The 21,628-nt window shown below is 69.0% G+C and carries 29 protein-coding genes; all 29 read left to right on the top strand.

Translation table 11 applies throughout. The features are described 5' to 3' along the window. Positions 1 to 46 precede the first annotated feature (46 nt). The 29 genes from RM446_RS14140 to map all read left to right on the top strand — a co-directional run bounded on the left by RM446_RS14140 (position 47) and on the right by map (position 21,584). Positions 47 to 3,571: a hypothetical protein gene (locus RM446_RS14140; protein ID WP_311545738.1), complete on the top strand. Its 3,525-nt coding sequence runs from the start codon at positions 47 to 49 to the stop codon at positions 3,569 to 3,571. A gap of 541 nt (positions 3,572 to 4,112) precedes the next feature. Beyond that, complete coding sequence (gene rpsL, locus RM446_RS14135; protein WP_040274940.1) at positions 4,113 to 4,484, top strand: 30S ribosomal protein S12; 372 nt, start codon at positions 4,113 to 4,115, stop codon at positions 4,482 to 4,484. Between the two features lie 2 nt (positions 4,485 to 4,486). Then, the gene (gene rpsG / locus RM446_RS14130) at positions 4,487 to 4,957 is read left to right on the top strand and encodes a 30S ribosomal protein S7 (protein WP_311545737.1); all 471 of its coding nucleotides are present in this window, start codon (positions 4,487 to 4,489) and stop codon (positions 4,955 to 4,957) included. 45 nt (positions 4,958 to 5,002) lie between these two features. Continuing rightward, positions 5,003 to 7,117: an elongation factor G gene (gene fusA / locus RM446_RS14125; RefSeq protein WP_311545736.1), complete on the top strand. Its 2,115-nt coding sequence runs from the start codon at positions 5,003 to 5,005 to the stop codon at positions 7,115 to 7,117. A gap of 53 nt (positions 7,118 to 7,170) precedes the next feature. Then, positions 7,171 to 8,364, top strand: coding sequence for an elongation factor Tu (tuf, locus tag RM446_RS14120; RefSeq protein ID WP_311545735.1), 1,194 nt, complete (start codon positions 7,171 to 7,173; stop codon positions 8,362 to 8,364). A 259-nt stretch (positions 8,365 to 8,623) separates the two neighbouring features. After that, positions 8,624 to 8,932, top strand: coding sequence for a 30S ribosomal protein S10 (gene rpsJ / locus RM446_RS14115; protein ID WP_017621536.1), 309 nt, complete (start codon positions 8,624 to 8,626; stop codon positions 8,930 to 8,932). 13 nt (positions 8,933 to 8,945) lie between these two features. After that, entirely contained in the window at positions 8,946 to 9,596 is a 651-nt protein-coding gene (gene rplC, locus RM446_RS14110; RefSeq protein ID WP_311545734.1) for a 50S ribosomal protein L3, read from the top strand. A 3-nt stretch (positions 9,597 to 9,599) separates the two neighbouring features. Then, the gene (gene rplD / locus RM446_RS14105; RefSeq protein ID WP_311545733.1) at positions 9,600 to 10,277 is read left to right on the top strand and encodes a 50S ribosomal protein L4; all 678 of its coding nucleotides are present in this window, start codon (positions 9,600 to 9,602) and stop codon (positions 10,275 to 10,277) included. Beyond that, the gene (gene rplW, locus RM446_RS14100; protein WP_311545732.1) at positions 10,274 to 10,564 is read left to right on the top strand and encodes a 50S ribosomal protein L23; all 291 of its coding nucleotides are present in this window, start codon (positions 10,274 to 10,276) and stop codon (positions 10,562 to 10,564) included. The genes rplD and rplW overlap by 4 nt, the downstream gene beginning before the upstream one ends. Positions 10,565 to 10,638: 74 nt before the next feature. Then, positions 10,639 to 11,472, top strand: coding sequence for a 50S ribosomal protein L2 (gene rplB / locus RM446_RS14095; RefSeq protein ID WP_311545731.1), 834 nt, complete (start codon positions 10,639 to 10,641; stop codon positions 11,470 to 11,472). Positions 11,473 to 11,484: 12 nt separating this feature from the next. After that, entirely contained in the window at positions 11,485 to 11,763 is a 279-nt protein-coding gene (rpsS, locus tag RM446_RS14090; RefSeq protein ID WP_311545729.1) for a 30S ribosomal protein S19, read from the top strand. A 71-nt stretch (positions 11,764 to 11,834) separates the two neighbouring features. Further along, positions 11,835 to 12,212 (top strand): 50S ribosomal protein L22, encoded by a 378-nt coding sequence (gene rplV / locus RM446_RS14085; protein ID WP_156001857.1) that lies wholly within the window; start codon positions 11,835 to 11,837, stop codon positions 12,210 to 12,212. Continuing rightward, on the top strand, positions 12,212 to 13,027 hold the full coding sequence (rpsC, locus tag RM446_RS14080) for a 30S ribosomal protein S3 (RefSeq protein ID WP_311545728.1): 816 nt from the start codon (positions 12,212 to 12,214) through the stop codon (positions 13,025 to 13,027). The genes rplV and rpsC overlap by 1 nt, the downstream gene beginning before the upstream one ends. A gap of 3 nt (positions 13,028 to 13,030) precedes the next feature. Then, on the top strand, positions 13,031 to 13,447 hold the full coding sequence (rplP, locus tag RM446_RS14075; RefSeq protein WP_040274922.1) for a 50S ribosomal protein L16: 417 nt from the start codon (positions 13,031 to 13,033) through the stop codon (positions 13,445 to 13,447). Continuing rightward, complete coding sequence (gene rpmC / locus RM446_RS14070; protein ID WP_040274920.1) at positions 13,447 to 13,701, top strand: 50S ribosomal protein L29; 255 nt, start codon at positions 13,447 to 13,449, stop codon at positions 13,699 to 13,701. Before rplP ends, rpmC begins: the two co-directional genes overlap by 1 nt. Then, the gene (gene rpsQ / locus RM446_RS14065; protein WP_311545727.1) at positions 13,698 to 13,973 is read left to right on the top strand and encodes a 30S ribosomal protein S17; all 276 of its coding nucleotides are present in this window, start codon (positions 13,698 to 13,700) and stop codon (positions 13,971 to 13,973) included. Before rpmC ends, rpsQ begins: the two co-directional genes overlap by 4 nt. Before the next feature lie 105 nt (positions 13,974 to 14,078). Then, positions 14,079 to 14,447 (top strand): 50S ribosomal protein L14, encoded by a 369-nt coding sequence (rplN, locus tag RM446_RS14060; protein ID WP_311545726.1) that lies wholly within the window; start codon positions 14,079 to 14,081, stop codon positions 14,445 to 14,447. 3 nt (positions 14,448 to 14,450) lie between these two features. After that, positions 14,451 to 14,756, top strand: a complete 306-nt coding sequence (gene rplX, locus RM446_RS14055; protein WP_311545725.1) for a 50S ribosomal protein L24 — start codon at positions 14,451 to 14,453, stop codon at positions 14,754 to 14,756. Further along, positions 14,756 to 15,340, top strand: coding sequence for a 50S ribosomal protein L5 (rplE, locus tag RM446_RS14050; protein WP_311545724.1), 585 nt, complete (start codon positions 14,756 to 14,758; stop codon positions 15,338 to 15,340). Before rplX ends, rplE begins: the two co-directional genes overlap by 1 nt. An 8-nt stretch (positions 15,341 to 15,348) precedes the next feature. After that, positions 15,349 to 15,534 carry a type Z 30S ribosomal protein S14 gene (locus tag RM446_RS14045; RefSeq protein ID WP_311545723.1) on the top strand — a complete coding sequence of 62 codons (186 nt, stop codon included), beginning with the start codon at positions 15,349 to 15,351 and terminating at the stop codon, positions 15,532 to 15,534. A gap of 299 nt (positions 15,535 to 15,833) precedes the next feature. Next, positions 15,834 to 16,232 (top strand): 30S ribosomal protein S8, encoded by a 399-nt coding sequence (gene rpsH / locus RM446_RS14040; RefSeq protein ID WP_311545759.1) that lies wholly within the window; start codon positions 15,834 to 15,836, stop codon positions 16,230 to 16,232. Between the two features lie 16 nt (positions 16,233 to 16,248). Beyond that, entirely contained in the window at positions 16,249 to 16,785 is a 537-nt protein-coding gene (rplF, locus tag RM446_RS14035; RefSeq protein WP_311545722.1) for a 50S ribosomal protein L6, read from the top strand. A 2-nt stretch (positions 16,786 to 16,787) separates the two neighbouring features. Continuing rightward, on the top strand, positions 16,788 to 17,177 hold the full coding sequence (gene rplR / locus RM446_RS14030; protein ID WP_311545721.1) for a 50S ribosomal protein L18: 390 nt from the start codon (positions 16,788 to 16,790) through the stop codon (positions 17,175 to 17,177). 46 nt (positions 17,178 to 17,223) lie between these two features. Beyond that, positions 17,224 to 17,826, top strand: a complete 603-nt coding sequence (gene rpsE, locus RM446_RS14025; protein WP_156001687.1) for a 30S ribosomal protein S5 — start codon at positions 17,224 to 17,226, stop codon at positions 17,824 to 17,826. Between the two features lie 2 nt (positions 17,827 to 17,828). Beyond that, positions 17,829 to 18,017 carry a 50S ribosomal protein L30 gene (gene rpmD / locus RM446_RS14020; protein WP_311545720.1) on the top strand — a complete coding sequence of 63 codons (189 nt, stop codon included), beginning with the start codon at positions 17,829 to 17,831 and terminating at the stop codon, positions 18,015 to 18,017. After that, positions 18,014 to 18,478 (top strand): 50S ribosomal protein L15, encoded by a 465-nt coding sequence (rplO, locus tag RM446_RS14015; RefSeq protein WP_311545719.1) that lies wholly within the window; start codon positions 18,014 to 18,016, stop codon positions 18,476 to 18,478. Before rpmD ends, rplO begins: the two co-directional genes overlap by 4 nt. 318 nt (positions 18,479 to 18,796) lie before the next feature. Next, entirely contained in the window at positions 18,797 to 20,110 is a 1,314-nt protein-coding gene (secY, locus tag RM446_RS14010; protein ID WP_311545718.1) for a preprotein translocase subunit SecY, read from the top strand. Continuing rightward, entirely contained in the window at positions 20,110 to 20,760 is a 651-nt protein-coding gene (locus RM446_RS14005; protein ID WP_311545717.1) for an adenylate kinase, read from the top strand. The genes secY and RM446_RS14005 overlap by 1 nt, the downstream gene beginning before the upstream one ends. Further along, positions 20,760 to 21,584 carry a type I methionyl aminopeptidase gene (map, locus tag RM446_RS14000; RefSeq protein ID WP_311545716.1) on the top strand — a complete coding sequence of 275 codons (825 nt, stop codon included), beginning with the start codon at positions 20,760 to 20,762 and terminating at the stop codon, positions 21,582 to 21,584. The genes RM446_RS14005 and map overlap by 1 nt, the downstream gene beginning before the upstream one ends. Positions 21,585 to 21,628 lie beyond the last annotated feature (44 nt).

Raw genomic sequence — 21,628 nt, 5'->3', positions numbered from 1 at the left:
TCGATGGGGAGAGCAGCGCTTAGGCGCGGTCGGGAGATCGAAGACAGTGACGGACAACGGGGGACAGCGGTACGTACCGCCCGACGGTGACCACGGTGCCCGCCGGGACGCCGAGGAATCGTGGTTCAGGCCGAGCGGTGACCGGCACCGGACGCAGTCCCAGTACGAGGAGACCTATCAGGAAGCCGGCGCCGCCGAGGAGGGCGAGGCGGCCCGGCCCAGCGAGGACGGACGCGCGCAGGCGCGCCCGCAGGACCCGTTCGCCCAGCACCCGCACGAGGGCGACCGGTCGCGATCGGCCTTCCCCAACAGCGGGGGTTACCCGGGCCTCGCCGGCGAGCGCCCCGGTATGGCCGAGCCCTATCCTTCGGCGCTGGGTGACCTCGGGCTGCCCGGCGACGACCCGCGCGGCGCGGCCCCCGGGCAGGAACCGCCGCCGCTCAGCCGCCCGTACACGGCACATTCGGAGCCCGGGAGCGCCGCGAACGCGCCGCGCGACCCCCGCTCCTTCGGCGAGCACGGCAGTGGTGGCACGGGAGAGCCGCCGCACCGGTCGCGGCCGGGCTACGGCGATCCGGGGGCAGGCGGCACCGGCGAGGGCAGCACCGTCGGCGGGTACCGGCTACCCGACGTCCCGGACGCCGGGTCCCAGAGCGCGCCGCTGAGCGCCGCCGAAGCCACTGGGGGATACCCCGGATTCGGCTCGACGGCGCGCCCGGCGCCCGACGGCGACCGGCCGGGCGCCCCCGGCGCCGAGTACACCGGCCCCTCCACCGACGAGCCCCGGTACTACCCGGGCTCCGGTCGCATGCAGGCCGGCCCCGGACTCGCCGACCGCCCCGCATCGGGCGAGGCCGACTCCGGGCCCGACACCGAGCCGTTCTCCGCGGGCGATGTGGGGAGCGCGGCCGATCAGGCCCAGCCGACCGACCTCCGCGGTGCCGGCACCGCTCCGCGCCCCGGCGGCGACCCCGCGTCCGTGGCGCGGGGCGAGCGCCAAGGTGCCGGGTGGCAGCCGGGGGGTACCGCCGCCGACGCCCCCTTCGGCGACCCGGGCGGACCGGCCGCCCCCGAGGCTCCGGGGCGCTACGGCTCCCCCGAGACCGCGGGTCCGGATCCGCAATGGCCGACCGGCGGGTCCTACGGGGCGGGTTCGGGTGCAGGCGCGACCGGTGCCTGGGAACGCACCTCGTTCGGTGAGCGCGAGCCCGACCGGCCCGCTCCCGCCGGACGCGCCCCCGACGACTTCCTCGGCCCGGCCGACCGGTTCGGCGCGCCGGGAGCCGAGCCGCCCGCCGGCAACCGGTCGGCGGGCACGCCCTGGCCGGCGGACCCCGCCCTCGACGCGGGCGGCGGCCCGCCGCACGGCGATGCCCGCTACGGCGAGGCGCCCTACGGCGACTTCGCCGCTTACGGCGACCGGCGCGACCTCCGCCCCGGCGCAGAGGAGCCGCGGTGGGAGCGTACCGCCACCGAATACGCGCATCAGGACGAGCGTTCCTCCTCCTACTCCTACGGCGCCGACCCCGCCGGGCCTGCCGACCCCGGCGCCGCAGGGGAGCCCCGGCGCTTCGCTTCCGGCGCCGGGTACCGGCTCGACCCCGAGTCCGGGCCGCTGCCGCGCTGGGATGCGGCGAACCCGGACCCGCCCGATCCCGCGCGCGGCAGGGCGGCCGGGGGCGATCCCGCGGCGCGGTCCGACGCGGAGCCGGACCCGGCCGGCGGCTACGACGACGAGCTGTCCCGCCCCTACTCCCACCGGATCCAGATGGAGGACGACCCGTCCTCCCGGTCGGCATACTCCTGGTCGAACCCCTCCCGGAACGAGCCGGGCCCGACCTCTCCGGAGTGGACCCCCGCTCCGTCCGACCCGGGGGCCTTCCCCTCCGAGCGGACCCCCGCTCCGTCCGACCCCGGCTTCGGGCCGGGGGCCGACCCCGGGCGGCCGGAGTCCGGCCGCGGCCCCGCCGAGCCCGGCGGCGGCCTCGGTACGGGGAGCGGCAACACGTGGGCCTTCAGCCGTGACGACACCGGGCTTCCGGAGGAGGTCCGCCAGGCCGTCGACGAGGCGCAGCGCCGGCGCCGCGAGGGCGCGCCGGAGCACACGACCAGGTTCCCGCAGTCGTGGGATGAAGGCAGCACCGGCGACCCGCCGGAGTCCGGAACCGGCGGTGCAGCATCCGAAGCGGGGCCGGGCGCCGACCTCGGCGACGACCCGCTATCGGCGATCGCGGCTCAGCAGGCGCGCGCCCGCGGCGGCGATCCGGCTCGCGGCGCCCCCTACTCCCGGGAGCCCTTCGCCCCGGGCACCGGTACCGGTGCCGACGGCGGATCGCCCGTACCGCCTACCGGGGCGGCGCCCGCTTCCGCCGACGAGCTCGGCCCCGACCTTCGCGGCGGCGACGTCTCTGCCGGCGATGAGCTGGGGCCGGACCTGCGCGGCGGCGGTCCCGCCGACGCCGCCGACGACTACGGCGAAGACCGCTATGACCGCTACGGCCGGTCGGGGCACGACGAGCGCGACGGTGGCGCGTGGTCCGGCGAGTACAACCGCGAAGCCGACTACGGCCGCGAGGCCGACTACGGGCGGTACGGCGACTACGGGCGGTACGGCGACTACGGGCGCGATGGCGAGTACGGCCGCGGCGAGGCCGCGGGCGCGCCCGCATCGGAGTACGGTCCGGGCACCGACGCCGGATTCGGGCACGACCCCCACGCCCCGGCGTCCGGCGCCGGATACCGGCCCGGCGGCCAGGACGGTCCCGGCTCCTTCGCCGAGTCCTACCCCGAGTACGCCGACCGGCGCGGCGGCGAGCCGCCGCGCGGGGACGCCTTCCCCGGAGGGGACGGCTCCGCCTACGAGAGCCGGTCCGCCTCGGGCGCACCGCCCGCCGACTACGGACGGCCGGGCGGCGCGGGTGCCGAGGGACCGGAGACGGCCGCCATGGATCTCGGCGCGTACGCCGCGGAGGCCGGACGGTACGGTTCCGGACCCGGGCAGGATGCGGACTCCTACGGTGAGGGGTACGGTGCCGCGCTCCATGCTCCGGCAAGCTACGAGGGCACGCCGCCGGAGGGCTACGGCCGCTACGGCCCCGGCGGCGAAGGGTACGGTGCCGCGCCCCACGAGTCAGGCGGCGACGAGGGCACCCCGTCCGAGGGCTACGGCGTCGATCCCGGCGCCTACGGCGAGGAGGAGCGGCGCGGCCGGTCGCCCCGCGACTCCCGCGACCCCCTGAGGGAGGAGTTCCCCGGTTTCGACCGCCCGCTCGGCGGCGCCGCCGGCGATCCCTACCCCGGCTGGGACAACATCGACCACTGGCCCGACACCGCGCCGGAGGCATCGGCCGCCCTGTGGCTGGGCATCGCCTCCCTGGTGCCGGTGATCGGCCTGTTCACCGCCGTCGCGGCCCTGGTCATGGGATCGCGGGCACGGCGTGCGATCCGGCGCTCGCAGGGCGAGCTCGAAGGACTGAACCTGGTCCGGCTGGGCACGATCCTTGCCTGGGCGGGCATCGGGCTGCTGCTGGTGGAGGTCACCGTTTACGCGGGAGTGTTCGTGCTCTCCTGACCTGACCCCGTTCCGCGCGCACCCGCGGCGGGTGCGCGCGGAGGAGGCGCGGGTGCCCGGTGCGGTCTCGAACGCACCGGGCACCGTGTCTTGCGGCACACCGGCGGGCACGCAGCAGGGAGAGTGGCGAGAACCCCGACCTGATGGGGGCCATTCCGCACGAGCACTCCCGAGAGCCCGTACACTAGAGGAAGACCTACGACAGCATGAGGCTGCGGAATCAGGAGTGCCGAAGCCGGCGGTCGTCATTTTGACCTGCTACAGAGCCTTCGGTACTCTGTAAATTCGTGCCCGTGAGTCGACGGGTCAGCACGTGCGCACTTTGCGAACGGCATTCGCCGGACAGTGCAGAGCGCGGCGCGTGGCACCTCCTCCCAGCGAAACGACCGCAGGGTCGGACGTTATCCGGATTCCGCCATGCTTGGGGTAGAGCGCGACACGCCCGGGTGCGGGGGTAGGGGAGGACGGGAAGTCCAGCAGGTCACAGGACACATCGGCTAAGAAGAGAACCGGCGTAGGTCACGAGAAAGACGGAGACGCGGTGCCCACCATCCAGCAGCTGGTCCGCAAGGGCCGACAGGACAAGGTCGCAAAGAACAAGACCCCGGCGCTGAAGGGGAGTCCGCAGCGTCGTGGTGTGTGCACGCGTGTCTACACCACTACGCCGAAGAAGCCGAACTCCGCCCTGCGCAAGGTCGCCCGTGTGCGGTTGAGCAGCGGGATCGAGGTCACGGCCTACATCCCCGGTATCGGACACAACCTCCAGGAGCACTCCATCGTGCTCGTGCGCGGCGGTCGTGTGAAGGACCTGCCGGGTGTCCGGTACCGGATCGTCCGCGGCTCTCTCGACACCCAGGGCGTGCGTAACCGCAAGCAGGCGCGAAGCCGTTACGGCGCTAAGAAGGAGAAGTAAGCATGCCGCGCAAGGGCCCGGCGCCGAAGCGCCAGCTCATCACCGACCCGGTCTACGGATCGCCGCTCGTCACCTCGCTGATCAACAAGGTGCTGCTCGACGGCAAGCGCTCGATCGCTCAGGGGATCGTCTACAAGGCCCTCGAAGGCGCGCGCGAGAAGACCGGCCAGGACCCGCTCGTGGTGCTCAAGCGTGCGCTGGACAACGTGAAGCCCGCCCTCGAGGTGCGCAGCCGCCGTGTCGGCGGCGCCACCTACCAGGTGCCGGTCGAGGTCCGCTCGTCCCGCAGCACGACCCTCGCTCTCCGCTGGCTGGTCACCTACTCGCGCAAGCGTCGCGAGAAGACCATGACCGAGCGGCTGTTGAACGAGCTGGTCGATGCCAGCAACGGACTGGGCGCCAGCGTCAAGCGCCGCGAGGACACCCACAAGATGGCGGAGTCGAACAAGGCCTTCGCCCACTACCGCTGGTAATCCCCGCGGCTTTATCGATACGAGACCGAGAGAAGACGAGCCCTCATGGCTACCACTGCTCTTGACCTTGCCAAGGTCCGCAACATCGGGATCATGGCGCACATCGACGCGGGTAAGACCACGACCACCGAGCGCATCCTCTTCTACACCGGCGTGAACTACAAGCTGGGTGAGGTCCATGACGGCGCGGCCACCATGGACTGGATGAAGGAGGAGCAGCAGCGGGGTATCACGATCACGTCCGCGGCTACGACCACCCACTGGGACGACCACACGATCAACATCATCGACACGCCCGGCCACGTCGACTTCACGGTCGAGGTCGAGCGTTCGCTGCGTGTGCTCGACGGCGCCGTCGCCGTGTTCGACGCCAAGGAGGGTGTCGAGCCGCAGTCGGAGCAGGTCTGGCGCCAGGCCGACCGCTACGGCGTTCCGCGGATCTGCTTCATCAACAAGATGGACAAGATCGGTGCGGAGTTCCAGCGCTGTGTCGACATGTTCTCCGACCGCCTCAGCACCAACCCGCTGCCGGTGCAGCTGCCGATCGGCGCCGAGTCGGACTTCAAGGGCGTCATCGACCTTGTGTATATGAAGGCGCTGGTCTGGAGCGAGGAGACGAAGCTGGGGGAGATGTACGACACCGTCGACATCCCCGACAGCCACGCCGAGGCCGCCCGTGAGGCCCACGACAAGATGATCGAGACGCTGGCCGAGGCCGACGACGAGATCATGGAGCTTTACCTGGAGGGCGTCGAGCCCACGATCGAGCAGGTCAAGCCGGCCATCCGGCGCGCGACGATCGCCGGCACCGCCATCCCCGTGCTGTGCGGCACCGCGTTCAAGAACAAGGGTGTGCAGCCGCTGCTCGACGCAGTGGTCGACTACCTCCCCGCACCGCTGGACGTCGAGGCCATCGAGGGCCACGACCCCAAGGACGAGTCCGAGGAGGCGTCGCTCTCCCGGCGTCCGTCCGAGGAGGAGCCCTTCTCGGCTCTGGTCTTCAAGATCATGAGCGACCCCCACCTGGGCAAGCTCACCTACATCCGGGTCTACTCGGGTGTGCTGGACACCGGCACGCAGGTCCTGAACAGCGTGAAGGGGCGCAAGGAGCGCATCGGCAAGATCTACCGGATGCACTCCAACAAGCGCGAGGAGATTCAGCGCGTGGGCGCCGGCGACATCGTCGCGGTGATGGGTCTGAAGGACACCACCACGGGCGAGACGCTGTGCGACTCCGCAAAGCCGATCGTGCTGGAGTCGATGACCTTCCCGGCGCCGGTCATTGAGGTCGCCATCGAGCCCAAGAGCAAGAGCGACCAGGAGAAGCTGGGTGTGGCCATCCAGCGACTCGTCGACGAGGACCCCTCCTTCCGGGTGTCCACCGACGACGAGACCGGCCAGACGGTCATCTCGGGCATGGGGGAACTGCACCTCGAGGTGTTCGTGCACCGCATGCGCGACGAGTTCAAGGTCGAGGCGAACATCGGCCGTCCGCAGGTGGCCTACCGCGAGACCATTCGCAAGAAGGTCGAGAAGGTCGACTACACCCACAAGAAGCAGACGGGTGGCCAGGGCCAGTTCGGCCGCGTGGTGATCGACCTGGAGCCGCTGCTGTCCGAGGACGGCGGCGACAGTGCGGGCTACGAGTTCGTCAACAACATCACGGGCGGCCGCATCCCCCGGGAGTACATCCCCTCGGTGGACGCGGGCTGCCAGGAGACTGCCGAGTTCGGCATTCTCGCCGGATACCCCCTCGTGGGGATCAAGGTGACGCTGCAGGACGGCGCGTACCACGACGTCGACTCCTCCGAGCTCGCCTTCAAGGTCGCAGGCTCCATGGCGTTCAAGGAAGCGGCGCGCAAGGCCAAGCCGGTTCTGCTCGAGCCCGTCATGGCGGTGGAGGTCACGACGCCCGACGACTACATGGGCGACGTGATCGGCGACCTGAACAGTCGGCGCGGTCAGATCCAGTCGATGGAGGAGCGCTCGGGCACCCGTGTGGTCAAGGCCCAGGTGCCCCTCTCGGAGATGTTCGGCTACGTGGGTGACCTGCGCAGCCGTACGCAGGGTCGAGCCACGTACACGATGGTGTTCGACTCCTACGCGGAGGTCCCGTCCAGCGTCGCAGAAGAGATTGTGGCGAAGGCGCGCGGCGAGTAACCGCGATACGTATCCAGTCCAGCTAGCAACCCTGTACGTCTAGGAGAAATCCAGTGGCGAAGGCCAAGTTCGAGCGGAGCAAGCCGCACGTCAACATCGGCACCATCGGTCACATCGACCACGGTAAGACCACGCTTACCGCCGCCATCACCAAGGTTCTGCACGACGCCTACCCGGCGCTGAACCCGTTCACGCCGTTCGAGGACATCGACAACGCTCCTGAGGAGCGCGAGCGCGGTATCACCATCTCCGTCGCGCACGTCGAGTACGAGACCGAGCAGCGCCACTACGCGCACGTGGACTGCCCCGGCCACGCCGACTACGTGAAGAACATGATCACCGGTGCGGCGCAGATGGACGGTGCCATCCTGGTCGTGGCGGCCACCGACGGCCCGATGCCCCAGACCAAGGAGCACGTGCTCCTGGCCCGCCAGGTCGGCGTACCCTACATCGTGGTCGCGCTGAACAAGGCCGACATGGTCGACGACGAGGAGATCTTCGACCTGGTCGAGCTGGAGGTCCGCGAGCTTCTCAACGAGTACGAGTTCCCGGGCGACGAGGTTCCGGTCGTGAAGGTCTCCGCGCTGAAGGCGATGGAGGGCGACGCCGAGTGGAGCCAGAACGTCCTCGAGCTCATGAAGGCCGTTGACGAGAAGATCCCGAACCCCGAGCGCGACGTCGACAAGCCGTTCCTGATGCCGATCGAGGACGTCTTCTCGATCACCGGCCGCGGGACCGTCGTCACCGGCCGCGTCGAGCGCGGTGTCATCAACGTCAGCGAGACCGTCGACATCGTCGGCATCAAGGAAGACAAGCAGACCACCACCGTCACCGGTGTGGAGATGTTCCGCAAGCTGCTCGACCAGGGCCAGGCGGGCGACAACGTCGGGCTGCTGCTGCGCGGCACCAAGCGCGAGGACGTCGAGCGCGGGCAGGTCGTCATCAAGCCCGGCACGACGACCCCGCACACCCAGTTCGAGGCGCAGGTCGTCATCCTGTCCAAGGACGAGGGCGGCCGCCACACGCCCTTCTTCAACAACTACCGTCCGCAGTTCTACTTCCGCACGACCGACGTCACCGGCGTCGTCACGCTGCCGGAGGGCACGGACATGGTCATGCCCGGTGACAACACCGAGATGTCCGTCCAGCTCATCCAGCCGGTCGCGATGGAAGAGGGCCTGCGGTTCGCCATCCGCGAGGGTGGCCGGACCGTCGGCGCGGGCCGAGTGACCAAGATCATCAAGTAGCACGGACGTGCGGGGGCGGATCCGGCGGCGACGCCGGCACCGCCCCCGGGGGCGGCCGGGCCGCGTGAGACCGGCCCCGGCCGCCCCCGACTTGACCGACGTCATCGGGCTCTGTAGCGGTGATGCGCCTCAGGGGACAGCCCTGTTGCAGATTCTCAGGTGAATAGAGCCACCCAAGGGCAAACCCCTGCGGGGCACGTGCCGGCGGCAGCCGGCGCCGCGCCTCTACGGACACTAAGCGAAGGACGAAAAGGCCACCATGGCGGGACAGAAGATCCGCATTCGGCTCAAAGCCTATGACCATGAGGTCATCGACAGCTCTGCTCGCAAGATCGTCGAGACCGTGACGCGGACTGGTGCGAGCGTCGCTGGCCCGGTGCCGTTGCCGACGGAGAAGAACGTTTACTGTGTCATCCGCTCGCCGCACAAGTACAAGGACTCGCGCGAGCACTTCGAGATGCGCACACACAAGCGGCTGATCGACATCATCGACCCGACGCCGAAGACCGTCGACTCGCTCATGCGGCTCGACCTCCCGGCCGGCGTCGACATCGAGATCAAGCTTTAAAGGACGCACTGACATGGCCACCAAGCAGATCACGGGAGTACTGGGCGAGAAGCTCGGCATGACCCAGGTCTTCGACGACGCGGGCAGGATCGTGCCCGTGACGGTTCTGAAGGCCGGTCCGTGCGTCGTGACGCGCGTCCGTACTCCGGAGACCGATGGCTACTCCGCCATCCAGATCGGCTACGGGAAGATCAACCCGCGCAAGGTGAACAAGCCGCTCGGCGACTACCTGCGCAAGCACGATCTGACCCCGCGCCGCCACTACGTCGAGGTTCGTACCGCCGACGCCGCCGAGTACGAGCTCGGCCAGGAGCTCACCGCCGACGCCTTCGAGGTCGGCGGGTTCGTCGACATCACCGGCAAGAGCAAGGGCAAGGGCTTCGCCGGCGGGATGAAGCGCCACGGCTTCCGCGGCCTGAGCGCCACCCACGGCACCCAGCGCAAGCACCGCTCGCCCGGCGCTATCGGCGGCTGCGCCACGCCCGGGCGCGTGTTCAAGGGCACCCGGATGGCCGGGCGGATGGGCAACGTGCGCAAGACCATCCAGAACCTCTCCGTCCACTCGGTGGACGCGGAGAAGGGTCTGATCATGGTCAAGGGCTCGGTTCCCGGTCCGAACGGCGGACTGGTGCTCGTCCGCACCGCCGTGAAGGGGGGTAACTAAGCCATGGCTTCGACCATCAAGGTGAAGGACGCCCAGGGCAAGGCCGGCCGCAGCGTCGAGCTGCCCGAGGCGATCTTCGACCAGAAGGCGAACATCCCGCTGATGCACCAGGTCGTGCTGAGCCAGGAGGCCGCCGGCCGCCAGGGCACGCACGCGACCAAGACCCGCGGCATGGTCCGCGGCGGGGGCAAGAAGCCCTACCGCCAGAAGGGCACCGGCCGCGCCCGCCAGGGCTCGACCCGCGCTCCGCAGTTCGTGGGCGGCGGCACGGTCCACGGACCCCAGCCGCGCGACTACACGCAGCGGACTCCCAAGAAGATGAAGGCCGCGGCGCTGCGCGGCGCGCTCTCCGACCGCGCCCGCCACGACCGCGTGCACATCCTCAGCGAGTTCGTGGGTGAGGACGTCGCCACCAAGCGCACCCAGACCGCGCTGAAAGCGCTGCGCCAGGTCACGGCCTCCGCCAAGGTGCTGGTCGTGCTGGAGCGCGCGGACGAGCGCAACCGGCTCGCCCTGCGCAACGTGCCCGAGGTGCACATCCTCAACGCCGACCAGGTGAACACCCGCGACGTCCTCTACTGCGACGACGTGGTCTTCACCGAGCAGGGCTACGAGGAGTTCCTGGCCCACGCTCAGGGCACCGCCAAGGCGGTGCGCGAGTCGCAGGAGGAGGACCAGTGAGGATCCCCGACCCTCGGGACATCATCGTCGAGCCGGTGATCTCCGAGAAGAGCTACGGGCTCATGGACCAGAACAAGTACACGTTCCTGGTCCAGCCCACGGCCAACAAGACGCAGATCAAGATCGCTGTGGAGAAGATCTTCGAGGTGAAGGTCACCAGCGTGAACACGATCAACCGTCCGGGCAAGCGGAAGCGGACCCGCTTCGGGTACGGCAAGCGCCCCGACACCAAGCGGGCGATCGTGAGCCTGCGCGACGGCGACAGGATCGACATTTTCGGCGTGTGAGCGTTTCGCCGCACAGGCGAGCCGGTCCCCCGAGCGATCGCAACGAGTAATACGCAAAGGAATGCGCGAAGAAGATGGGCATTCGTAAGTACAAGCCGACCTCACCAGGTCGCCGCGGCGGAAGCGTGGCCGACTTCGTCGAGATCACGCGCGACCACCCGGAGAAGTCGCTGGTGCGGCCGCTCCACTCCAAGGGCGGTCGCAACGGCAAGGGCCGCATCACCGCCCGCCACCAGGGCGGCGGCCACAAGCGGGCCTACCGGGTCATCGACTTCCGCCGCCACGACAAGGACGGCGTCCCCGCCAAGGTCGCCCACATCGAGTACGACCCCAACCGCACCGCGCGGATCGCGCTGCTGCACTACGTGGACGGCGAGAAGCGCTACATTCTGGCGCCCGCCGGCCTCAAGCAGGGCGCCCGCGTGGAGAACGGCCCCAACTCCGACATCAAGCCGGGCAACTGCCTCCCGCTGCGCAACATCCCCACGGGTACGTTCGTGCACGCGGTCGAGCTGAAGCCCGGCGGCGGCGCGAAGCTGGGCCGGTCGGCCGGGTCGCAGATCCAGCTGCTGGCCAAGGAGGGCGCCTACGCCACGCTGCGCATGCCTTCCGGCGAGATGCGCCAGGTCGAGGTGACCTGCCGCGCCACCGTCGGCCAGGTGGGCAACGCCGAGCAGTCCAACATCAACTGGGGCAAGGCCGGGCGCAACCGCTGGCGGGGCAAGCGCCCCACCGTTCGCGGTGTCGCCATGAACCCGGTCGACCACCCGCTCGGCGGTGGCGAAGGCAAGAGCTCGGGCGGCCGGCACCCGGTCAGCCCCTGGGGCAAGCCCGAGGGGCGCACCCGCAGGCCGAACAAGCCCAGTGACCGGCTCATCGTGCGTCGGCGTAGCAAGAAGAAGCGGTAAGGAGCACGTCTGATGCCACGTAGCCTTAAGAAGGGCCCCTTCGTCGACGGCCACCTGATCAAGAAGGTGGAAGACCAGAACGAGAAGGGCACCAAGAACGTCATCAAGACGTGGTCGCGGCGTTCCATGGTCGTTCCCGAGATGATCGGGCACACCATCGCCGTCCACGACGGCCGCAAGCACGTCCCGGTGTTCGTCTCCGAGTCGATGGTCGGTCACAAGCTCGGCGAGTTCGCTCCCACGCGCACTTTCCGCAGCCACGTCAAGGAAGACCGCCGTAGCCGCCGCTAGCGGTTGCATGAGGAGTAAGAGCCATTACCCCACGGTGCGTGGGGGTGATTTCCGTGAGCGAGGGAAAAGCGATGGGAACGAGGGCACAGGCACGGTTCGTCCGTGTTACGCCCCGAAAGGCCCGCCGGGTGGTGGACCTTATTCGCGGCTTGCCTGCTGACGAGGCACAGGCGGTGCTCCGGTTCGCGCCGCAGGCGGCGAGCGAACCGGTGGGCAAGGTGCTCGCGAGCGCCATCGCCAATGCCGAGCACAACGACAAGCTGGACCGCGAGACGCTGGTGGTCGGTGGCGCTTGGGTGGACGAGGGTCCGACCCTGAAGCGCATCCGGCCGCGCGGCTTCGGCCGCGCGTTCCGGGTCACCAAGCGGACGAGCCACATCACTGTGGTCGTTGAGCCGCGTGAGACCGCGGGCGCCTCGTCGACCAAGACGAAGGAGAGGACCCGATAGTGGGGCAGAAGGTCAACCCGCACGGGTTCCGACTCGGCGTTACCACCGACTACAAGACCCGGTGGTATGCCGACAAGCTGTACAAGGACTACGTCAAGGAAGACGTGGCCATCCGCCGGATGCTGAACCGCGGCATGGAGCGCGCCGGGATCTCCAAGGTCGAGATCGAGCGCACCCGTGAGCGCGTCCGGGTCGACATCCACACCGCCCGGCCGGGCATCGTCATCGGCCGTCGCGGTTCGGAGGCCGACCGCATCCGAGCCGACCTCGAGAAGCTGACCAACAAGAAGCAGGTCCAGCTCAACATCCTCGAGGTCAAGAACCCGGAGACCGACGCTCAGCTCGTCGCTCAGGGTGTGGCGGAGCAGCTGTCCAGCCGAGTCGCGTTCCGTCGGGCCATGCGCAAGGCAATGCAGAGTGCGATGAAGAGCGGCGCCAAGGGCATCCGCATCCAGTGCGGGGGCCGCCTCGGCGGTGCCGAGATGTCGCGTTCGGAGTTCTACCGCGAGGGCCGCGTGCCCCTGCACACGCTCCGCGCCGACATCGACTACGGCTTCTTCGAGGCCCGCACCACCTTCGGCCGGATCGGCGTGAAGGTGTGGATCTACAAGGGCGACGCTCCCGCGACCCGCGCCGAGCGCGAGGCGGCCCAGGCCGCGCAGCGCGCTCCGGGCGGTGGCGGCGGCGGTGGCGCAGGCCAGCGCCGTGAGCGCCCCGGGCGGCGCCGCCGCGGCGGCCAGCAGGGCGATGCCAAGGCCGGTGCCGGTGCCGAGTCCGCGCAGGGCGCGGAGAAGTCCGGGAACGAGGGGAGCTGACCGATGCTGATTCCCCGCAAGATCAAGTACCGCAAGCAGCACCACCCCGACCTGACGGGGCGGGCCAAGGGCGGCACGAAGGTCAACTTCGGCGAGTACGGCATCCAGGCACTGGACGCCGCCTACGTCACCAACCGGCAGATCGAGGCCGCCCGTATCGCCATGACGCGGCACATCCGCCGTGGCGGCAAGGTGTGGATCAACATCTTCCCGGACCGCCCCATCACCAAGAAGCCGGCCGAGACCCGCATGGGCTCCGGCAAGGGTTCGCCCGAGTGGTGGGTGGCGCCGGTCAAGCCCGGGCGCGTCATGTTCGAGCTGTCGGGTGTGCCGGAGCCGATCGCCAAGGAGGCCATGCGCCGGGCGATGCACAAGCTGCCCATGAAGTGCAAGTTCGTGAAGCGCGAAGTGGAGGCGTGATGGCGAAGTCCCTGACCGCCCAGGAACTGCGCGGCCAGTCCGTCGAGGACCTGGTGGGCAAGCTCAAGGAGGCGAAGGAGGAGCTGTTCAACCTTCGCTTCCAGGCCGCCACCGGGCAGCTGGACAACCACAGCCGGCTGCGCACCGTCAAGCGTGAGATCGCCCGGATCTACACGGTCATGCGCGAGCACGAGCTCGGAATCATGCCGCTTACCGGTGAGTCGGCTGAGAAGACGAAGGAAGCAGCCGAATGAGCGAGACCACGCAGAGTTCGACGCGGAACTACCGCAAGGTGCGCGAGGGCTACGTCGTCAGCGACAAGATGTCCAAGACGGTCGTCGTCGAGGTCGAGGACCGCGTGAAGCACTCGCTTTACGGCAAGGTCATCCGCCGCACCACCAAGTACAAGGCCCACGACGAGGGTGAGACCTGCGGCATCGGCGACCGGGTCCGCATGATGGAGACCCGGCCGATGTCCGCGACCAAGCGCTGGCGCGTCGTGGAGATCCTGGAGAAGGCCAAGTAACCCCCGGATCCGGCGGCCGGTTCGTGGAGATCGGCCGCCCCAGGGGTGTGACCACCTAGCAGCGCGGGCCCTGGCGGGCCACGCGCGCACAAATCAGGAGCAGACGTGATTCAGCAGGAGTCGCGACTCAAGGTCGCCGACAACACGGGGGCCAAGGAGATCTTGACCATCCGTGTCCTCGGCGGCTCGGGTCGGCGCTACGCGGGCATCGGCGACACCATCGTGGCGACAGTCAAGGACGCCCTCCCCGCCGCGGGCGTGAAGAAGGGCGATGTCGTCAAGGCCGTGATCGTGCGCACTTCCAAGGAGCGCCGCCGGCCCGACGGCTCCTACATCCGCTTCGATGAGAACGCCGCCGTGCTCATCAAGGACGGTGGGGACCCGCGCGGCACCCGCATCTTCGGACCGGTCGGCCGCGAACTGCGGGACAAGAAGTACATGCGCATCATCTCGCTAGCGCCGGAGGTGCTCTAGGCGATGAAGATCAAGAAGGACGACGAGGTCGTCGTCATCGCCGGCAAGGACAAGGGTGCCACCGGGAAGGTCATCAAGGCCCTGCCCCGGGAGCAGCGTGTCGTCGTCGAGGGCGTCAACCTCATCAAGAAGCACAAGCGGGCGAACCCGGCGGGCGGCCAGCAGGGCGAGGTCGTCACCATGGAGGCCCCGATCCACGTGAGCAACGTCGCGATCGTGGACGACGGCCAGCCCACTCGCGTCGGCTACCGCTTCGAGGAAGACGGAACCAAGGTTCGGATCTCCCGCCGTACCGGTAAGGACATCTGATGACGGTCGACACTGAGACCTCCGCCCCGAAGGCCCCGGAGCTGCCGCGGCTGAAGGAGAAGTACCGCTCGGAGATCATCCCGGCCCTGCGCGAGGAGTTCGGGATCGGCAACATCATGCAGATCCCCGGTCTTACCAAGATCGTGGTGAACATGGGTGTGGGCGACGCCGCGCGCGACGCCAAGCTGATCCAGGGCGCGGTGAACGACCTCTCGCTGATCACCGGCCAGAAGCCGCGGATCAACCGGGCGAAGAACTCGATCGCGCAGTTCAAGCTGCGCGAAGGCATGCCGATCGGCGCCAGCGTCACGCTGCGCGGCGACCGGATGTGGGAGTTCCTCGACCGGCTGCTCTCGCTGGCTCTGCCCCGGATCCGCGACTTCCGCGGGCTCTCGCCCAAGCAGTTCGACGGGCGCGGGAACTACACCTTCGGGCTGACCGAGCAGGTCATGTTCCACGAGATCGACCCCGACAAGGTCGACCGGCAGCGCGGAATGGACATCACGGTCGTCACCTCGGCGACCATCGACGACGAGGGGCGCAGCCTGCTGAAGCGGCTCGGCTTCCCCTTCAAGGAGTCCTAGGGGAGACCATGGCTAAGAAGGCTCTGATCGCCAAGGCGAACCGCAAGCAGAAGTTCGGCGTTCGCGCATATACTCGGTGCTCGCGGTGCGGCCGTCCGCGCGCCGTCTTCAGGAAGTTCGGCCTGTGCCGTATCTGCTTCCGCGAGATGGCCCACCGCGGCGAGCTCCCCGGCATCGCCAAGGCGAGCTGGTAGGCCTCCTGCGCCCGTGCCCGCCGGACCAGCGCTACGGTGCGCGGTCCTCGGCGGGCACAGGCGCGGCCGCTCCGGCGGCCGCCTGCTCGCACAGCGGACTGTAGGAATCGCGGTCCCGGCCCGGCCGGGACCGCGAGCGAGAACCGACACCAACCGACAGGGCACGGCGCCGAGTACATCGGCGCGGTGTCCATGACCACGCCGTAGGTCCTAGAGGAGCCCGCGTCCGGCGCGGGAACAGGCACTGAAGGGAAGCGCCTGTCCTTGGGGAAACCGCGGTGAGGAAGGGCCTATCGGCCATGACGATGACCGACCCGATCGCAGACATGCTTACGCGTCTGCGTAACGCGAATTCGGCTTACCACGACAGCGTGGTCATGCCGTATTCCAAGATCAAGGCGCACATCGCCGAGATCCTCCAGCAGGAGGGCTTCGTGCAGGGCTGGCGCGCAGAGGACGCCACCGTGGGCAAGAGCCTCGTGGTGGAGCTCAAGTACGGCCCCACGCGCGAGCGCTCCATCGCCGGCGTGCGGCGGGTCTCCAAGCCCGGCCTGCGCGTCTACGCGAAGAAGGACAACCTTCCGCGCGTGCTGGGAGGCCTCGGCGTCGCCATCATTTCGACGTCCGGCGGCCTGATGACCGACAAGCAGGCCAAGAAGCGCGGCGTGGGCGGCGAAGTCCTCGCCTACGTCTGGTAGAGGGAGGGATTTCGACATGTCGCGTATTGGTCGACGGCCGATCTCGGTTCCCAAGGGCGTCGAGGTCACCATCGACGGGCAGGACGTCACGGTCAAGGGCCCGAAGGGCGAGCTGAGCCACCGCGTGGCCGAGCCCATCACGATCGCCTGGGAAGAGGACGCGCTGCGCGTGGACCGGCCCGACGACAAGCCGGACAACCGCTCGCTGCACGGGCTCACCCGTGCGCTCATCGCCAACCTCGTCGAGGGTGTCTCCAACGGATACTCCAAGACGCTGGAGATCCACGGTGTCGGTTACCGCGTCCAGGCGCGGGGCTCCAACCTGGAGTTCTCCCTGGGCTACAGCCATCCGGTCGTGGTGGAGCCGCCCGAAGGCATCAGCTTCCGCGTCGAGAAGCCGACGATCCTGCACGTCGACGGCATCGACAAGCAGCTTGTGGGCCAGGTCGCCTCGAACATCCGCAACCTGCGCAGGCCCGACCCTTACAAGGCCAAGGGCGTGCGCTACCAGGGTGAGCGCATCCGCCGCAAGGCCGGAAAGGCTGGTAAGTAGTCATGGGCAAGTCCACGACGCTGACCCGCAACAAGGGGATGGCCAAGCGCGCGAGTTCCCGTGCGCGGCGCCACCTTCGGGTCCGCAAGAAGATCTCGGGCACCTCGGCGCGTCCGCGTCTGGTGGTGTTCCGCTCCTCCAAGCACATCGTCGCCCAGATCGTGGACGACACTCGGCATCACACGCTGGTGGCGGCCTCGACGCTCGACAGCGACATCCGCGGCGGCGAAGGCACCAAGTCCGAGAAGTCGCGCAAGGTCGGCGAGCTGCTTGCGCAGCGCGCGAAGGCGGCCGACATCTCGTCGGTCGTGTTCGACCGCGGCGGCTACCGGTACCACGGCCGCGTGGCCGAGCTCGCGGACGGCGCGCGCTCGGGCGGACTGGAGTTCTGATGAACCCGGTCGCAAGCATCATCACCAACGAGAAGAGGAACCACTGATGGCTGCAGCTCCGCGGCGCGGCGCCGGTGGCGAGCGGCGTGACCGCCGTGACGATCGCCGCGGCGGCGCCGCAGACAAGGGTGTCTCCTACATCGAGAAAGTCGTGACCATCAACCGGGTCGCCAAGGTGGTCAAGGGCGGTCGGCGCTTCAGCTTCACCGCCCTGGTCGTCGTCGGCGACGGCAACGGCATGGTCGGCGTCGGCTACGGGAAGGCCAAAGAGGTCCCCGCGGCCATCGCCAAGGGCGTCGAGACGGCGAAGAAGAACTTCTTCCGCGTCCCGCGCGTCCAGGGCACGATCACGCACCGGGTCCAGGGCGAGGACGCCGCAGGCGTCGTGCTCCTGCGCCCGGCCGCGCCCGGTACCGGTGTCATCGCCGGCGGCCCGGTCCGCGCGGTGCTGGAGTGCGCGGGGATCCACGACGTGCTGAGCAAGTCGCTGGGCTCGTCGAATCCGCTGAACATCGTGCACGCCACCGTCGCCGCGCTGAAGGACCTCAACCAGCCCGAGGAGATCGCCGCTCGCCGCGGTCTTCCGCTGGAGGACGTGGCTCCGGCCGCCATGCTGCGCGCCCGTGCAGAGGCGAAGGCGGGTGCCTGACCATGGCGAACAAGCTGAAGATCACCCAGGTCCGCTCCAAGATCGGCGGCAAGCAGAACCAGCGCGACACGCTGCGGTCGCTCGGACTGCGCAAGATCGGCTCGTCGGTGGTGCGTGAGGACAACCCCTCCGTCCGCGGGCAGATCAACGTCGTCGCGCACCTCGTGAACGTCGAGGAGGTCGACGCATGAGCGACTACACGCCCGACGAGCCGCTGAAGCTGCACCACCTGAAGCCGGCTCCGGGTTCCAACAAGGCCAAGATCCGCAAGGGTCGCGGCGAGGCGTCCAAGGGCAAGACCGCGGGCCGCGGCACCAAGGGCACGAAGGCCCGCTCCACGGTGCCGGCCGGGTTCGAGGGCGGCCAGATGCCCCTGATCCGGCGCGTGCCCAAGCTCAAGGGCTTCAGCAACGCCCGGTTCAAGACCACCTACCAGGTGGTCAACCTGGACCGCCTGGGCGAGCTGTACCCCGAGGGCGGGGAGGTCACCGTCGAGAGCCTGGTCGCCAAGGGAGCGGTTCGCAAGAACCAGCCCGTCAAGGTGCTGGGCGAGGGCGAGATCTCGGTCGCCGTCCAGGTGTCCGTGGACGCGTGCTCGTCGTCGGCCCGGGAGAAGATCACCGCGGCCGGTGGCAGCGTCACCGAGCGGTAGGAATGACCTACGCGTCGCGTCAGAGGCGCCTGCCGGACCTCCCACGGCGTGGGAACCGGCGGGCGCCTCTGCGCGTTCAGCGGCGGGTTGAGGTAGTTTCGAGGGCACTGCCCGCGTGCTATCGCCTCGCCACAGGGTGTGACGCCCTGTGACCTGGACGATCCTTATCCCCCCGCGATTGGCTGTTACAGTGCGATACTGCTTGACCCAAGACCTCAGGGTTCCGGGGCCTCTCCCGGGACCGACGTGCTACGACGATTCTGGATCGGCCGCGATGTCTGGAACCGGTTCCGCCGCCGAAACCTCGCAGGAGGAGACGTGCTAGGTGCGTTCATCCGTGCGTTCCGCACGCCTGACCTCCGCAACAAGCTGCTTTTCACGCTGTTCATCCTGACCGTCTTCCGGTTGGGGGCGGTGATCCCGGCGCCCGGCATCAACTCGGCCGCCATCCGCGAGCAGTTGGAGTCGGTTCAAGCGCAGGACTCCACCGGAGTCTTCACGCTGCTGAACCTCTTCAGCGGAGGCGCACTGTTCCAGCTGGCGGTCTTCGCGCTGGGGATCATGCCCTACATCACCGCGAGCATCATCATCAACCTGCTCACGGTCGTGGTTCCGCGCCTGGAGGCCCTCAAGAAGGAGGGCCAGGCCGGCCAAGGCAAGATCACCCAGTACACGCGCTATCTGACCCTGCTGCTGGCGGTCCTGCAGTCCTCCAGCATCGTCGCCATGGCGCGCACGGGGCAGTTGTTCCAGGGCCAGATCCCGGTAAGCACCTACATGCCCAACCAGGACCCGCTGACCCTGGTGACCATCGTCATCACCATGACCGCGGGCACCGGCGTGATCATGTGGTTCGGCGAGCTGATCACCGAGCGCGGGGTCGGCAACGGCATGTCGCTGCTGATCTTCACCACGGTGGTGGCGGGCTTCCCATCGGCGATGACCACGATGTTCCAGGAGCAGGAGACCTGGATCTTCGCCGTCATCTGCGTGGCGGGCCTGGTGCTCATCGCCGGCGTGGTCTTCATCGAGCAGGCGCAGCGGCGGATCCCCGTCCAGTACGCCAAGCGCATGGTGGGCCGCCGGATGTACGGCGGCAGCTCCACCTACATTCCGCTGAAGGTCAACCAGGCCGGCATCATCCCGGTGATCTTCGCGTCGTCGCTGCTGTACCTGCCGCAGCTGGCCGTGGGCCTGATGGGCCAGGACGCCGACAACCCGGTCGCCGACGTCATCAACCAGTACTTCATCTCGGGCACGCACCCGGTGTACATGGCCACGTTCTTCGTGATGATCATCGGGTTCGCGTTCTTCTACGTGGCCATCACCTTCAACCCCGCTGAAGTCGCCGACAACATGAAGAAGTACGGTGGGTTCATCCCGGGTATCCGGCCCGGACGTCCGACCGCCGAGTACCTGGACTATGTCCTCACCCGGCTGACGACGCCCGGTTCGCTGTACCTCGGGCTGATCGCTCTGCTGCCGATGATCGCGCTGGGAGCCTCCGGCGCGACACAGAACTTCCCGTTCGGCGGTACGAGCATCCTGATCATGGTCGGTGTCGGGCTGGACACGGTGAAGCAGATCGAGAGTCACCTCCAGCAGCGGAACTACGAAGGTTTCTTGCGATAGTGCGTGCCGTATTGGTGGGACCCCCGGGAGCCGGAAAAGGCACCCAGGCCCAGATCTTGGCGTCCGAATTGTCGATTCCGAAGGTGTCCACTGGCGACATCTTCCGTGCCAACGTCAGCGGTGGCACCGAGCTCGGGAAGCAGGCGAAGGCCTATATGGACCGCGGTGACCTCGTCCCCGACGAGGTCACCAACGCGATGGTCCGCGACCGGCTCAGGGGGGAGGACGCCCGGGCGGGCTTCCTGCTCGACGGCTTCCCCCGCAACGTCGCGCAGGCGGAGGAGCTGAACAAGATCCTCGACGACCTGGGCGTGCGGCTGGATGCCGTGCTGGAGCTCAAGGTCGACGAGGAGGAGATCGTCAAGCGGCTCTCCGGTCGGCGGCAGTGCCGCAACTGCAACCGCGTCCACCACGTCGAGTTCGAGCCGCCCGCGGCCGAGAGCGTGTGCGACGACTGCGGCGGAGAGCTGTTCCAGCGCGACGACGACCGCGAAGAGGTCGTCCGCCACCGCATGGAGGTCTACCGCGAGCAGACCGAGCCGCTGGTGTCCTTCTACCACGACGAGGGCACCCTGGTGGCGATCGACGCCACCGGAGGCGTGGACGCGGTGACCGAGCGGGCCAAGGCCGCGCTGCGGAGCGAAGCCTGATGTTCCGTAAGGCGGAGCCGGCGGTCCAGCTGAAGACGGCCGCCGAGATCGCGAAGATGCGCGAGGCGGGGACGGTGGTGGCGCGCACGCTCGACACGCTGCGTGCCGCCGTCGAGCCCGGCATGAGCACTCTGGATCTCGACGCCGTGGCCGAACGCTGCATCCGCGACGCCGGCGCCGTGCCTTCGTTCAAGGGCTACTACGGGTTCACCGGGTCCATCTGCGCCTCGGTGAACGAGGAGGTCGTCCACGGCATCCCGCGCGCCGGAAAGACGCTGCGCGAGGGCGACCTCGTCTCCATCGACTGCGGCGCGATCCTGGACGGCTGGCACGGCGACTCCGCGATCACCCTCGCGGTCGGCCAGGCCCGCCCGCAGGACGCGAGGCTGATGGACGTCTGCGAGGAGGCCATGTGGCGGGGTATCGCCGAGCTGCGGCCCGGTAACCGGCTGGGCGACATCGGCGCGGCCATCGACGGCTACATGCGCTCGCAGGGGCGCTTCGGCAACGTGCAGGAGTACGGCGGGCACGGCATCGGCACCGAGATGCACATGGACCCGCACGTGCTCAACTACGGGCGGCGCGGCAAGGGCCAGGACCTGGTCGAGGGCATGTGCCTGGCGATCGAGCCGATGGCCAACGCCGGAACCCGCCACGTGGTCGAGCTGGACGACGGCTGGACCGTCGTCACCCGCGACGGCGAGCGGTCGACCCACTTCGAGCACTCGGTGGCCATCACCGCCGACGGGCCGCTGGTGCTGACGGCGCGCGAGGAGAACCGCGACCGCATCACCGCGCTCGGGTTCTGCGACCCGGGCTTCTAGGCTTCCGGCCTCAGAGAGATCCGCCCGGAGCGGTCGGAACGCGC

Source organism: Streptomonospora wellingtoniae, assembly GCF_031845375.1.
GTDB lineage: Bacteria > Actinomycetota > Actinomycetes > Streptosporangiales > Streptosporangiaceae > Streptomonospora > Streptomonospora wellingtoniae.
This window is presented reverse-complemented; position numbering and strand designations above follow the sequence as displayed.

What these genes read in the sequence shown, in the direction of transcription:
- rpsG (WP_311545737.1), top strand. Translation starts at nt 4,487, where the DNA reads ATGCCGCGCAAGGGCCCGGCGCCGAAGCGCCAGCTCATCACCGACCCG.
- fusA (WP_311545736.1), top strand. Translation starts at nt 5,003, where the DNA reads ATGGCTACCACTGCTCTTGACCTTGCCAAGGTCCGCAACATCGGGATC.
- rpsJ (WP_017621536.1), top strand. Translation starts at nt 8,624, where the DNA reads ATGGCGGGACAGAAGATCCGCATTCGGCTCAAAGCCTATGACCATGAG.
- rplC (WP_311545734.1), top strand. Translation starts at nt 8,946, where the DNA reads ATGGCCACCAAGCAGATCACGGGAGTACTGGGCGAGAAGCTCGGCATG.
- rplD (WP_311545733.1), top strand. Translation starts at nt 9,600, where the DNA reads ATGGCTTCGACCATCAAGGTGAAGGACGCCCAGGGCAAGGCCGGCCGC.
- rplB (WP_311545731.1), top strand. Translation starts at nt 10,639, where the DNA reads ATGGGCATTCGTAAGTACAAGCCGACCTCACCAGGTCGCCGCGGCGGA.
- rpsS (WP_311545729.1), top strand. Translation starts at nt 11,485, where the DNA reads ATGCCACGTAGCCTTAAGAAGGGCCCCTTCGTCGACGGCCACCTGATC.
- rplV (WP_156001857.1), top strand. Translation starts at nt 11,835, where the DNA reads ATGGGAACGAGGGCACAGGCACGGTTCGTCCGTGTTACGCCCCGAAAG.
- rplP (WP_040274922.1), top strand. Translation starts at nt 13,031, where the DNA reads ATGCTGATTCCCCGCAAGATCAAGTACCGCAAGCAGCACCACCCCGAC.
- rpmC (WP_040274920.1), top strand. Translation starts at nt 13,447, where the DNA reads ATGGCGAAGTCCCTGACCGCCCAGGAACTGCGCGGCCAGTCCGTCGAG.
- rpsQ (WP_311545727.1), top strand. Translation starts at nt 13,698, where the DNA reads ATGAGCGAGACCACGCAGAGTTCGACGCGGAACTACCGCAAGGTGCGC.
- rplX (WP_311545725.1), top strand. Translation starts at nt 14,451, where the DNA reads ATGAAGATCAAGAAGGACGACGAGGTCGTCGTCATCGCCGGCAAGGAC.
- rplE (WP_311545724.1), top strand. Translation starts at nt 14,756, where the DNA reads ATGACGGTCGACACTGAGACCTCCGCCCCGAAGGCCCCGGAGCTGCCG.
- RM446_RS14045 (WP_311545723.1), top strand. Translation starts at nt 15,349, where the DNA reads ATGGCTAAGAAGGCTCTGATCGCCAAGGCGAACCGCAAGCAGAAGTTC.
- rpsH (WP_311545759.1), top strand. Translation starts at nt 15,834, where the DNA reads ATGACGATGACCGACCCGATCGCAGACATGCTTACGCGTCTGCGTAAC.
- rplF (WP_311545722.1), top strand. Translation starts at nt 16,249, where the DNA reads ATGTCGCGTATTGGTCGACGGCCGATCTCGGTTCCCAAGGGCGTCGAG.
- rplR (WP_311545721.1), top strand. Translation starts at nt 16,788, where the DNA reads ATGGGCAAGTCCACGACGCTGACCCGCAACAAGGGGATGGCCAAGCGC.
- rpsE (WP_156001687.1), top strand. Translation starts at nt 17,224, where the DNA reads ATGGCTGCAGCTCCGCGGCGCGGCGCCGGTGGCGAGCGGCGTGACCGC.
- rpmD (WP_311545720.1), top strand. Translation starts at nt 17,829, where the DNA reads ATGGCGAACAAGCTGAAGATCACCCAGGTCCGCTCCAAGATCGGCGGC.
- rplO (WP_311545719.1), top strand. Translation starts at nt 18,014, where the DNA reads ATGAGCGACTACACGCCCGACGAGCCGCTGAAGCTGCACCACCTGAAG.
- map (WP_311545716.1), top strand. Translation starts at nt 20,760, where the DNA reads ATGTTCCGTAAGGCGGAGCCGGCGGTCCAGCTGAAGACGGCCGCCGAG.